The sequence below is a fragment of the Streptomyces zhihengii genome (assembly GCF_016919245.1).
In the GTDB taxonomy this organism is placed as follows: domain Bacteria; phylum Actinomycetota; class Actinomycetes; order Streptomycetales; family Streptomycetaceae; genus Streptomyces; species Streptomyces zhihengii.
This window is the reverse complement of the sequence record NZ_JAFEJA010000001.1, coordinates 4,894,036-4,906,193: the sequence shown is the minus strand read 5'-3', so window position 1 is coordinate 4,906,193 and position 12,158 is coordinate 4,894,036. Positions and strand designations below refer to the sequence as shown.

Genomic DNA, 12,158 nt, shown 5'->3' with positions numbered 1-12,158 from the left:
GTGCACGGAGGGGACCGACAGAACCATGCACACAGCGCAACCAAGTTCGTCACCCGGCACATCCGGCGATCCGCGCCTGAGCTGGAGCAGTGACGAGCCCGCACGCCCGCCCGCCCTGCGGCACCGCCGCGACGGCATCCTGCCCGCGGTGGCCGCCGCGCTGTCCGTGCGCGGCGAGACGCTCACCGGCACCGCGGGCAAGGGCGACCGTCCACCGCTCCTCCACCCGCTGGTGCAGGACTTCCTCGACACCCTCACCAGCGGCCAGCGCGAACGTTTCACCGGCCGCTGCCCGGAGGCCATCCTGCTCTCCCGGCACCTCACGGCCGCCGAGTCGCAGCGCTCCAAGCGCGCCCAGCGCAAACCGCTGACCCACGGCGAGGCCCGCCGCTCCCTCAAGCAGGCGAAGCTCACCGCCCGCCGCATCCGCGAGGACGGCGACCCCCTGCACGGCAGCTACGCCCCGCCCTGCCGGTCCTGCACCGCCATGCTCGACCACTTCGGCGTACGCCCCGTCGACCCGACCGCCTGACACCTGCCCGGCACCACACGGCACCCGCCCGACAGAACGGCTGACCTCCACACCGATGCCCGACCACCTGAGCACGACCCGCTTCCCCGTCGCCGTCGACGCCGCACTGCGCGAGGCCGGCTGGCAGCCGGGCCGCTGGGACATCAAGCAGGCCGAGCACTGGGCCGACAGCCTGCGCGCCCACGCCTCACCCGCCGGACACCGGCACAGCGTCTTCCCCGCCGTGGTCGAGGCCTGGGCGGAGTTCGGCGGACTGACCCTCGTCGCCGCCGGGCCCGGGCGCCAGTACGCGCCCGCCCCCGTCCTCCTCGACCCCCTCGCGGGCCTCCACCTCGCCCGCACCCTGGCCGACCTCGGCCGCGCCCTGGAGACGGAGGTCTCCCCGCTCGGCATGGAGGGCGACCAGCAGGCCGTCCTGGCCATGGACATCGAGGGACGCGTCTACAGCATCGACCACACCGGCGACTACTACCTCGGCCCCGACATCGACCACGCCCTGACCACCCTGGTCACCGGCGTCCAGCCCGCCCGGCTCACCACCGGCTGACCGCCCGGCGGCCCGCCCGGCGCGGGGGCCCGCCTCAGGCCGCCCGCTCCCCGTGGGGCAGCACCGCCGACACCCGGAAGCCGCCCGCGTCGGTGGGGCCCGAGACGAACACCCCGCCCAGCGCGGTCACCCGCTCCCGCATCCCCACCAGCCCGTTGCCGCCGCTCGGCAGAACCGGGGCCGCCGTGCCCGCGGCGTCCGGCGCCCCGTTCTCCACCTGCATCGCCACCTCCGCCTCGCGATGCGCGAGCCGGACCCTGACCTTCGCCCCGGCCGCGTGCTTGTGGACGTTGGTCAGCGCCTCCTGCACCACCCGGTACGCGGTCTGCTCCACCTGGGGCGCGTAGTCCCGCGCGTCACCGTGCACCGCGAACTCCACGACCATCCCCGCCTGCCGGGACTGCCCGACCAGCGCCTCGATGTCCGCGAGACACGGCCCGTCCTCCGCCGCCGCGGCGGCGGCCGCGGCCGCGGCCGCCCCCACCGCCGCCAGCGGCACCGGCTTCGCCTCCGGGACCTTCTCGGAACCGCCCGCGCGCAGCACCCCGAGCATCTCCCGCAGCTCGGTCAGCGCCTGTCGGCCCATGTCGCCCACCAGCGCCGCGTTCTTCACCGCCTTCTGCGGATCCTTGAGCGCCACCGCCTGCAGCGCCGCCGCGTGCACCACCATCAGGCTCACCCGGTGCGCGACCACGTCGTGCATCTCCCGCGCGATCCGCGTCCGCTCCTCCTGGCGCGCCCACTGCGCCCGCTGCTCGGCCCGGTCGGCCAGCAGCGACAGCTCCTGCTCCAGGCTGTCCGCCCGCTCCCGCAGGCTCTCCATCAGCCTCCGGCGCGCCCCTATGTACAGACCGAGCAGCACCGGCGGAGCCGTCAGCCCGAGCGACAGGAACACCGCCGTGACCGGCTCGTACCAGGCCCCGTAGTCCGCGGCCTGCACGTCCTGGCGGACCCGGACGAAGGTGACGATGAACGTGGCCGCCAGCGACATCCCGGCCAGCGTCGCCATGATCCGCCGCGGCACCTCCGACGCGGCCAGCGTGTAGAGCCCGACGACGGCCATCAGATAGCCCATCTCCGCCGGCGTCGTCGCCACGGACACGAGCACCACGGCGATCGGCCACCGCCGCCGCAGCACCAGCACCGACCCGACGGCCAGTCCGAACAGCACCCCGAAGGGCACCGGCAGACCGGCGTGCTCGGCGAAACCGACCCCCTGCACCGCGCACTCCAGGGCCGACGCCGCCGCCAGCCCCACATCCAGCACGGCACTGCGCCGCCGCCCCCACCACAGCCACGCCCGGGCGGTCGGGCCCGTGGCGTCCTGCTCTGCCCCCGTTGCGGTCATGCCCTCCAGACTACGGGCGGGTGCCACCGGTTTAAGGGGGGTCCCACGGGCGCGCGTCGGGGCGTACGCCGTCGCTCCCGGCACCACGGACGGAGTGCGGACACGGCGGTTCCCACCCGAAAAGCCACCAGAACACTCGAACTGGTGAATCGATCAGCATGTCGAACCACGGGGCCCCGCCGCTGCGGACGATCTCCCCATGGCACATTCCGACGACAGCCCCACCGCCTTCGAGGACCTCCGCGCCCGTGCCACAGCGCTGCGCCGCCAGGGCCTCAGCCTCCGCCAGATCCGTGACCGCCTCCGCGTCCACAACAACGATCTCCTCCACCGCCTGGTCGGGGGCGAACCCCCGCCGGCCCGGACCAGACAGCCCAACGCCAAGGACGACCTCCGCGCCCGAGCGCGCGAGCTCCGCCTCGCCGGCCTGACGTACGACCGCATCCAGCTCGAACTCGGCTGCTCCAAGAGCTCGATCTCCCTCTGGGTACGCGACCTCCCGAAGCCGGAGCCGCGGTACACCGAAGAGGAACAGCGGGCGCTGATGAACGCGGGCCTGGCCCATCTGAGAGCCGCCCGGGAGGAGGACCGGAGGACCGCGAAGGCGGAAGCCGCGCACAGCGTCGGCGAGCTCTCGGAACGGGAGCTGCTCCTGGTGGGCGCCGCGCTCTACTGGGCGGAGGGCGGCAAGGACAAACCGTGGCAGCGCAGGGAGCACCTGAAGTTCATCAACAGCGATCCGGATGTGATCAGGCTCCATCTGCGATGGCTGGAGCTGCTGGGCGTCAGCCGGGACCGGCTCCGTCTGACGCTGAACATCCACGAGAACGCGGACGCCGCAGAGGCCCAGGCCTACTGGGCGAGGCTCACGGGGACGGACGCGTCGCACTTCAACAAGACGGTGGTCAAACGGCACAACCCCCTGACGCGGCGCAGGAACACCGGACCGGCGTACCGAGGGGCTCTGACGGTCTACGTCAGGGGAAGCGCGGGCCTGTACCGTCGCATGGAAGGCACTTGGTACGGCATAGTGGGGGCTGCTCTGGACCCCGGTAAGAGAAAACGGGCATAGAGCGCATGCCATCCCGGGTCGTCTAATGGCAGGACAAATGGTTTTGGTCCATTGAATGAGGGTTCGATTCCTTCCCCGGGAGCCACCAGCACGCTGCGGGTCCTGACCTCACGGTCAGGACCCGCGCCCGTTTCCGCTCCGAAACCCCCCGGTATCCTTCGGGTGTCCACCACCCGAAGCCGAAGGGCATTTCCGTGAGCGCCAATCGCCCGGCAGCCGTCGTCGTCCTTGCAGCGGGTGAGGGCACCCGCATGAAGTCGAAGACCCCCAAAGTCCTGCATGAGATCTCCGGGCGTGCGCTCGTGGGACACGTCGTATCGGCCGCGCGTGAGCTGGAGCCCGAGCAGCTCGTCGTCGTCGTGGGCCATGCGCGCGAGCAGGTGGAGGCACACCTCGCCGACCGGTACGCCGGGACGCGGACCGCGTTCCAGGCCGAGCAGAACGGCACCGGTCACGCCGTGCGCATGGGGCTGGAGGAGCTCGGCGGGGCGCCGGACGGCACGGTGATCGTGGTCTGCGGCGACACCCCGCTGCTGACCGGCGCGACCCTGTCCGCGCTCGCCGCCACCCACGGCGCCGACGGCAACGCGGTGACGGTGCTGACCGCCGAGGTGCCCGACTCCACGGGCTACGGCCGCATCGTGCGCGACGCCGCCACCGGCGCGGTGACGGCGATCGTCGAGCACAAGGACGCGAGCGACGCGCAGCGGGCGATCCGGGAGATCAACTCCGGCGTCTTCGCGTTCGACGGCGCGCTGCTCGGCGACGCGCTGAAGAAGGTGCGGACCGACAACAGCCAGGGCGAGGAGTACCTGACCGATGTGCTCGGGATCCTGCGCGAGGCGGGTCACCGGGTGGGCGCGTCGGTGGCCGGGGACCACCGGGAGATCCTGGGCATCAACAACCGCCTCCAGCTCGCCGAGGCGCGGCGGCTGCTGAACCAGCGGCTGCTGGAGCAGGCGATGCTCGCGGGCGTGACGGTGGTGGACCCGGCGTCGGTCGTCGTCGACGTGACGGTGACGTTCGAGCCGGACGCGGTCGTGCACCCGGGGACGCAGCTCCTCGGCGCGACCCATGTCGGCGAGGGCGCCGAGGTCGGCCCGAACACGCGGCTGACGGACACCGTGGTCCACGCGGGCGCCCGGGTGGACAACACGGTGGCGTACTCCTCCGAGGTGGGCGAGGGCGCGTCGGTGGGGCCGTTCGCGTATCTGCGCCCCGGGACGAGGCTTGGCGCCAAGGGCAAGATCGGCACCTACGTCGAGACGAAGAACGCCGTGATCGGCGAGGGCACCAAGGTGCCGCACCTGTCGTACGTGGGCGACGCGACGATCGGCGAGTACTCGAACATCGGCGCGGCCAGCGTGTTCGTGAACTACGACGGCGAGAAGAAGCACCACACCACGATCGGCTCGCACTGCCGTACGGGCTCGGACAACATGTTTGTGGCTCCTGTCACTGTCGGGGACGGCGCCTACACGGCCGCCGGCTCCGTGATCACGAAGGACGTGCCGGCCGGTTCACTGGCCGTCGCCCGGGGCCAGCAGCGGAATATCGAGGGTTGGGTGGCACGCAAGCGTCCCGGCAGCGCGGCCGCGCAGGCTGCCGCGGCGGCAACCGAGGACGTCGTCGGCGAGAACTGACCGGAAACAGGTGCGTCCAACTCGGCGTACCGTGATACGTGCACACAAATTCGGCTGGCTCGCGTCCGGGGTTCCCAGGTCTCCTGGGACCGTGGCGGCCAGAGAACACGTCTGAGGAGACAGTGCTGTGACCGGGATCAAGACGACCGGCGAGAAGAAGATGATGCTCTTCTCCGGCCGCGCCCACCCCGAGCTTGCCGAGGAGGTCGCACACCAGCTCGGTGTCGGCCTCGTCCCGACGAAGGCATTCGATTTCGCCAACGGTGAGATCTACGTCCGCTTCCAGGAGTCGGCCCGCGGCGCGGACTGCTTCCTGATGCAGAGCCACACGGCTCCCATCAACAAGTGGATCATGGAGCAGCTGATCATGATCGATGCTCTCAAGCGGGCCTCGGCCCGGAGCATCACCGTGATCATCCCGTCGTACGGCTACGCCCGGCAGGACAAGAAGCACCGCGGCCGCGAGCCGATCTCGGCCCGGCTGATCGCCGATCTGCTGAAGACGGCCGGGGCGGACCGCATCCTCACGGTGGACCTGCACACGGACCAGATCCAGGGCTTCTTCGACGGTCCGGTGGACCACCTGTCGGCGCTGCCGGTGCTCGCGGACTACGTGGGCGCGAAGGTGGACCGGAACAAGCTGACGATCGTCTCGCCCGACGCCGGCCGGGTGCGGGTGGCCGACCGCTGGTGCGACCGTCTGGACGCGCCGCTGGCGATCGTGCACAAGCGCCGTGACAAGGACGTCGCCAACCAGGTGACGGTCCACGAGGTCGTCGGCGAGGTCGAGGGCCGGGTCTGCGTGCTGGTGGACGACATGATCGACACCGGTGGCACGATCTGCGCCGCGGCGGACGCGCTGTTCGCCAACGGGGCCGAGGACGTCATCGTGACGGCCACCCACGGCATCCTGTCGGGCCCCGCGGCCGACCGGCTGAAGAACTCGAAGGTGAGCGAGTTCGTGCTGACGAACACGCTGCCGACGCCCGGTGAGCTGGAGCTGGACAAGATCAAGGTGCTGTCGATGGCGCCGACGATCGCGCGCGCGGTGCGCGAGGTGTTCGAGGACGGCTCGGTCACGAGCCTCTTCGAGGAGGACAAGTAGGCGGCGCACCCACCGTCTTCGCGAGGGCCGTCCCGCCGTGTGCGGGGCGGCCCTCGCGCGTGCGCCCGGCGCCGGACGGGTGGACGCGGGGCACCGGGTCCGCGGGCGCCGGGGGCCTGGTGCGCGGGCGCCGGGTGCCTGGGTGTGCGGGCGCCGGGTGATCCATTTGGGGCCCGGGGGGCCGCCGCGTAGACTGTGCGGGTTGCTCGGCGAGGGAGGCCGCACCGGTGGTGCGGCGGTCCGTTATCGACGCGCTCTTCGTAGCAGGCCAGTCGTGGCCGGGTGACCGCCACCAGTTCGTTTACTGCTTACGAGGAGTGCACATGTCCGAGGTCAAGCTCGCCGCCACGGTCCGTTCCGAGTTCGGCAAGGGCGCCGCCCGCCGCATCCGCCGCGAGGACAAGGTCCCCGGCGTTCTCTACGGCCACGGCACCGACCCGGTCCACGTCACGCTGCCGGGTCACGACCTGCTGCTGGCGCTGCGTACGCCGAACGTCCTGCTCGCCCTCGCCATCGACGGCAAGAACGAGCTCGCGATCCCGAAGGCCGTGCAGCGCAACCCGCTCAAGGGCTTCATCGAGCACGTCGACCTGCTCCTCGTGAAGCGCGGCGAGAAGGTCAGCGTCGACATCCCGGTCCTGACCGAGGGCGACCTGGCCCCCGGCGCGTTCCTGGTCGAGCACGTGCTGAACGCCCTGCCGGTCGAGGCCGAGGCCACCCACATCCCCGAGTCCGTCACGGTCTCCGTCGAGGGCCTGTCCGCCGGTGACTCCGTCCTGGCCAAGGACGTCACGCTGCCCAAGGGCACCACGCTGACCGTCGAGGACGACGCCGTCGTCATCCAGGTCCTGGCCGCGCAGGCCGAGGAGCCGGCCGCCGAGGGCACCGAGGGCGAGGGCGACGAGGCCGCCGAGGCCTGAGCCGTAAGCTCTGCTTGAGCTTTTCACGGGGTGGCGGGCTGCGGCCCGCCACCCCGTTCCTTCTGTTCGGGCCGGTGACGAGGAGAGTCGGCACAGATGTCGGACGTGAACGCCCCCTGGCTGATCGTGGGTCTCGGCAACCCCGGGCCCGGTTACGCGGGCAACCGCCACAACATCGGCTTCATGGTGGCCGATCTGCTGGCCGAGCGCATCGGCGGCTCGTTCAAGCGGGCCCAGAAGGCGCAGGCCCAGGTGCTGGAGGGCCGGATCGGGCCGCCCGGCCCGATGAGCCGCCGGGTGGTGCTGGCGAAGCCGATGTCGTACATGAACCTCTCGGGCGGTCCGGTGACGGCGCTGCGGGACTTCTACAAGGTGCCGACGGCGAACGTCGTGGCGGTCCACGACGAACTGGACATCGACTACGGCACGTTGCGGCTCAAGCTGGGCGGCGGGGACAACGGCCACAACGGGCTGAAGTCGATGACGAAGGCGATGGGCCCGGACTACCACCGGGTGCGGTGCGGCATCGGCCGCCCGCCGGGCCGGATGCAGGTCGCGGACTTCGTCCTCAAGGACTTCTCGTCGGCGGAACGCAAGGAACTGGACTGGTTCGTGGACCGCTCGGCGGACGCGGCCGAGTGCCTGGTGATCGACGGGCTGGAGCGCGCGCAGGGCACGTACAACTCCTGACCACCGCGGGGCCGGGGGCTGAGACGTTCGTCGCGCCTGCCCGGTGGAGGTTGACCCGGCGCAGTCCCATGGCCAAAGATCGCGGCCCATGAAGCGGAACTCCTCGGACCGGATGATCACCCACGCCCGCACCGCGGCGATGGCGCTCGTCGCGCTGCTGCTGGTGGTCGCGGGCTTCTGGACGTCCTGGGACGACGCTCAGCACGTACTGCTCTCCAAGGGGCGCGAACACGGCACCCTGCGGATCGAGAGCTGCGACGAAGAGGTGTGCACCGGGCCGTACACGCCCACGGGCACGGCGGGGGCCCGGGACGAGGTCACCATCGAGCGGTCCGTCGCGGTGCGCAAGGGCGAGACGCTGACCGTGGTGCTCAGGCCCGGCACGGGCGAGGCGGTGCGGACGGGCCCGGCGGGCGGGCTGTTCGCCTGGCTGCCGCTGGGCGGCGCGCTGCTGCTGGCCGCGCTGGTGATCGGCGGCGGGATGCGGCTGACCAGGGCGGCGTGGGTGTCGGCGGGTGTGGGCGGGGCGTTGCTGGTGGCCGCGTTCCTGGCGCTCTGAGGCGGCCCGCGGCGGTGCGTCCGGAAGAGCGGAAGGCGTCCTTCACCTGATCGTTGTCAGGATTTTCGCGACATCGGGCGACAGTCGGTGCATACGGTGCGCGAAGTGACTTGACCGGCACGCGTGTTCCCGAGGACGCTGAGCCGCCCCCCACGGTCCCTTCTCAACCGATGGACTGCCATGCGCACCTTCCTTTCCGCCGGCGCCCTGATCACGGCCGCCGCGCTCACCGCGATATCGGCTCCGGCCGCCCACGCCGTGCTGCCCGCCACCAAGGGCGACAACGGCACCGTGAAGATCCACGACGCCACCACGGGCGAAGAGCTCAGGAACAACGAGCCCAAGGTCTGCGAGTTCTACCTGGTCGCCTTCAAGTTCGACGCCGGACAGAAGGCGGACTGGGAGATCCAGGCCTGGGCGAACAACGACCTCGACAAGGGCACCGTCGTGGAGTCCGGCTCGCTCACCCTCGACGAGGAGGGCCACGAGCGCACCGAGGACATGAAGCTCCCCAAGGGCCAGTACAAGCTGTTCTGGACCTTCGAGGGCGAGAACGGCAAGGCCAAGCACAAGGTCTTCAAGTCCACGTGCGAGGACGTCGAGCCGACCCCGGGCACCTCCGAGCCGACCCCCGGCACCTCCGAGCCCACCCCGGGCACGTCCGAGCCGACCCCGGGCACCTCGGAGCCCACCCCGGGCACCTCCGAGCCCACCCCGGGCACCTCGGAGCCCACCCCGGGCACCTCGACCTCCGCGGCTCCCGTCCCCGGCGGTGACGACGCCTCCGGCGACCTCGCCGAGACCGGCAACGGCGCCCCGCTGGGCCTGCTGGCCGGCCTCGCGGCCGTGCTGGTCGCCGGTGGCGGCTACCTCCTGGCGCGCCGCCGCACGGCCACCCGCCACTGATCGCATCCCGCACATGACGGTGCCCCCGTCCCGGACCTCGGTCCGGGACGGGGGCACCGTCGTGTCGTGGCCCGCCGGTGTCAGCCGGTGTTGCGCAGGCCGGCCGCGACGCCGTTGACCGTGAGGAGCAGGGCGCGGGCCAGCAGCGGGTCCGCGTCCTCGCCGCGCTCGGCGGCGTCCCGCTGGCGCTTGAGCAGTGCCACCTGGAGGTAGGAGATCGGGTCCAGGTAGGCGTCCCGGATCCCGAACGTCTGCTGGAGCGCCGGGTTGGAGCCGAGGAGTTCGTCGTTGCCGGTCACCCTCAGCACCTCGGCGACGGTGAGGTCGTGCTCCGCCTCGATGACGTCGAAGACGTGCTTGAGGTGGTCGGGGACGAGGGTGTCGACGTAGTGGCGGGCGATCCGCAGGTCCGTCTTGGCCAGCGTCATCTCGACGTTGGCGAGGAAGTTGCGGAAGAAGTGCCACTGGCCGTGCATCTCGTCGAGCACGCCGTCGAGTCCGGCCTCGCGCAGCGCCTTGAGACCGGAACCGACACCGAACCAGCCGGGCACGATCTGCCGGGACTGGGTCCAGCCGAAGACCCACGGGATGGCGCGCAGTCCGTCGAGCGAGACGCCCGAGCCGGGGCGGCGGGAGGGCCGCGAGCCCAGGTGCAGGTCGGCGAGCTGGTCGACCGGGGTGGAGGCCAGGAAGTACGTCGGGAGGTCGGGGTCCTCGACGAGTTCGCGGTAGGCGGCGTGGGCGGCGTCGGAGACGACGTCCATCGCCGCGTCCCAGCGGGCGAGCGACTCGTCGGACTGGCGGGGCGCCGTGTGCAGGGCGGACGCCTGGAGCGTGGCGGCGACGGTCAGTTCGAGGTTCTCGCGGGCGAGCGAGGGGATCAGGTACTTGTCGGAGATCACCTCGCCCTGCTCGGTCACCTTGATCTCGCCCTCCAGGGTGCCCCAGGGCTGGGCGAGGATCGCGTCGTGCGAGGGGCCGCCGCCGCGGCCGACGGTGCCGCCGCGGCCGTGGAACAGGCGCAGCCGTACGCCGTGCCGGTGGGCCACGTCGCGGAGCCGGCGCTGGGCGCGGTGGATCTCCCACTGGCTGGTGGTGATGCCGCCGAACTTGGACGAGTCCGAGTAGCCGAGCATGACCTCCTGCACGTCGCCGCGCAGGGAGACCAGGCGCCGGTAGGAGGGGTCGGCGAGCATGCCCTCCAGGATGACGTCGGCGGCCTTGAGCTCGTCGGTGGTCTCCAGCAGGGGCACGATGCCGATCTTCGCCCAGCCGGCGTGCAGGTCGATCAGTCCGGCCTCGCGGGCGAGGACGGCGGCGGCGAAGACGTCGTCGGCGCCCTGGCACATCGAGATGATGTACGACTCGATGACCTCGGGGCCGAAGCGCTCGAACGCCTGCTTGACGGTGTGGAACACGCCGAGGGTCTTCTCCCCGGCGGCGTCCAGCGGGGCGGGCGTGGGAGCCAGCGGACGCCGGGAGCGCAGCTCCTTGGCGAGGAGCTTCTGCCGGTAGTCGCGCGGCATGTCCGCGTAGCGCCAGGACTCCTCGCCGAGGCGGTCGAAGAGCTGGCCGAGGGCGTGGTGGTGGGCGTCGGCGTGCTCGCGGACGTCCATGGTGGCGAGCTGGAGGCCGAAGGCGGACAGGGTGCGGATGACCCGGTCCATGCGGCCGTCGGCGAAGAGGCCGCCGCGGTGCTCGCGCAGCGACGTCTGGATCACGGTGAGGTCGCTCAGCAGCTCGGCGGTGCCGAGGTAGTCGCGGCCGTCCTCGTGGGGGGTGCCCTTGGCGAGGCGCTCGCGGGTGTTGACGAGCTTCTGGCGGATGCAGGTGGCCTTGAGCCGGTACGGCTCCTCGGCGTTGAGGCGCTTGTAGCGGGGGCTGATCTCGGGCAGCCGCTCCAGGTCGGCCTGGAGCGAGGAGAGGAGCTCCTCGGTGGCGCCCGCGTAGCGGATGGAGTTGGAGAGCAGTCCGCGCAGGTAGTCGATGACCTCGATGGCGTCGGTGATGCCGTGCTCGTGCTGGAGGATCAGCACGTCCCAGGTCACCTGGGGGGTGACGTTGGGGTTGCCGTCGCGGTCGCCGCCGATCCAGGTGCCGAAGGTCAGCGGGCGGGTGCCGGGCGGGAGCTCGACGCCGACGCGCTCCAGTTCGGCGGCGAGGTCCTCCAGGACGTCGCCGACGGCGCCGGCGTGCAGCTCGTCGAGGTAGTAGATGGCGTTGCGGGCCTCGTCGGCGGGCTCCGGGCGGACCACCCGCAGTTCGTCGGTCTGCCAGATGAGGTCGATGTGCTCGGCGAGGCGGAGGTCGTGGCGGCGCCGGTCGGCGGCGATGCCCGGGTTCTCCAGCAGTTCGGCGATCCGGCGGAGCTTGTTGAGGACGGAGCGTCTGGCGGCCTCGGTGGGGTGCGCGGTGAAGACGGGGCGCACGTTGAGGTTCCGCACGGTCTCGCGCAGGTGCTCGGGGTCGGCGTCCTTGAGGCGGTCGGCCGTGCGGGCGAGCAGTCCGCCCTCGGCGGCGCGGCGCTCCCGCATCTCGTGGCCGCGGTGGACCTGTTCGGTGACGTTCGCCAGATGGAAGTACGTGGAGAACGCGCGGACGAGCTTGGCCGCGGTCTCCAGGTCGGTGTCGCCCAGCAGCTCGGCTGCGGCCGCTCCGTCGGTACGGGTCAGGGCACGGACGCGCTCGACGAGGTCGAGGAGTTCGTGGCCTTCCTGGCGCACGAGCGTCTCGCCGAGAAGATCGCCCAGTCGGCGGATGTCGGCACGCAGTTCGGCGGTGGCGGTAGGGGTCTGGTCGGCACTGCTCACAGGTGCGGCTCCTTGCAGTGTTTGAG

General features: G+C 71.7%; 11 protein-coding genes and 1 tRNA gene. 10 read left to right on the top strand and 2 right to left on the bottom strand.

The window, feature by feature from the left end; genetic code table 11:
• Window positions 1-25 precede the first annotated feature (25 nt).
• Window positions 26-532, top strand: a complete 507-nt coding sequence (locus tag JE024_RS20795) for a YwqJ-related putative deaminase (RefSeq protein WP_205375032.1) — start codon at window positions 26-28, stop codon at window positions 530-532.
• 55 nt (window positions 533-587) lie between these two features.
• Window positions 588-1,079 (top strand): SUKH-3 domain-containing protein, encoded by a 492-nt coding sequence (locus JE024_RS20790; RefSeq protein ID WP_205375031.1) that lies wholly within the window; start codon window positions 588-590, stop codon window positions 1,077-1,079.
• Window positions 1,080-1,113: 34 nt separating this feature from the next.
• On the opposite strand, the gene JE024_RS20785 is transcribed toward JE024_RS20790, so the two are convergent.
• Window positions 1,114-2,427, bottom strand: coding sequence for a sensor histidine kinase (locus JE024_RS20785; RefSeq protein ID WP_205375030.1), 1,314 nt, complete (start codon window positions 2,425-2,427; stop codon window positions 1,114-1,116).
• Between the two features lie 199 nt (window positions 2,428-2,626).
• Here JE024_RS20785 and JE024_RS20780 point away from each other — a divergent pair, with 199 nt between their 5' ends.
• From JE024_RS20780 to JE024_RS20745, 8 genes are all read left to right on the top strand, one after another.
• Window positions 2,627-3,499: a hypothetical protein gene (locus JE024_RS20780; protein WP_205375029.1), complete on the top strand. Its 873-nt coding sequence runs from the start codon at window positions 2,627-2,629 to the stop codon at window positions 3,497-3,499.
• Window positions 3,500-3,510: 11 nt separating this feature from the next.
• Window positions 3,511-3,584: transfer RNA gene (locus JE024_RS20775), tRNA-Gln, on the top strand.
• A 109-nt stretch (window positions 3,585-3,693) separates the two neighbouring features.
• Window positions 3,694-5,142, top strand: coding sequence for a bifunctional UDP-N-acetylglucosamine diphosphorylase/glucosamine-1-phosphate N-acetyltransferase GlmU (gene glmU / locus JE024_RS20770; RefSeq protein WP_205375028.1), 1,449 nt, complete (start codon window positions 3,694-3,696; stop codon window positions 5,140-5,142).
• A 127-nt stretch (window positions 5,143-5,269) separates the two neighbouring features.
• Window positions 5,270-6,247, top strand: coding sequence for a ribose-phosphate diphosphokinase (locus JE024_RS20765; protein WP_205375027.1), 978 nt, complete (start codon window positions 5,270-5,272; stop codon window positions 6,245-6,247).
• A gap of 323 nt (window positions 6,248-6,570) precedes the next feature.
• Complete coding sequence (locus tag JE024_RS20760) at window positions 6,571-7,167, top strand: 50S ribosomal protein L25/general stress protein Ctc (protein WP_205375026.1); 597 nt, start codon at window positions 6,571-6,573, stop codon at window positions 7,165-7,167.
• Between the two features lie 96 nt (window positions 7,168-7,263).
• Window positions 7,264-7,857, top strand: coding sequence for an aminoacyl-tRNA hydrolase (gene pth, locus JE024_RS20755; protein ID WP_205375025.1), 594 nt, complete (start codon window positions 7,264-7,266; stop codon window positions 7,855-7,857).
• An 88-nt stretch (window positions 7,858-7,945) separates the two neighbouring features.
• Window positions 7,946-8,416 (top strand): hypothetical protein, encoded by a 471-nt coding sequence (locus JE024_RS20750; RefSeq protein ID WP_205375024.1) that lies wholly within the window; start codon window positions 7,946-7,948, stop codon window positions 8,414-8,416.
• 180 nt (window positions 8,417-8,596) lie between these two features.
• Window positions 8,597-9,322, top strand: a complete 726-nt coding sequence (locus tag JE024_RS20745) for an LPXTG cell wall anchor domain-containing protein (RefSeq protein WP_205375023.1) — start codon at window positions 8,597-8,599, stop codon at window positions 9,320-9,322.
• An 80-nt stretch (window positions 9,323-9,402) separates the two neighbouring features.
• Here JE024_RS20745 and ppc read toward each other — a convergent pair whose 3' ends face one another.
• Window positions 9,403-12,132: a phosphoenolpyruvate carboxylase gene (gene ppc / locus JE024_RS20740; protein ID WP_205375022.1), complete on the bottom strand. Its 2,730-nt coding sequence runs from the start codon at window positions 12,130-12,132 to the stop codon at window positions 9,403-9,405.
• Window positions 12,133-12,158 lie beyond the last annotated feature (26 nt).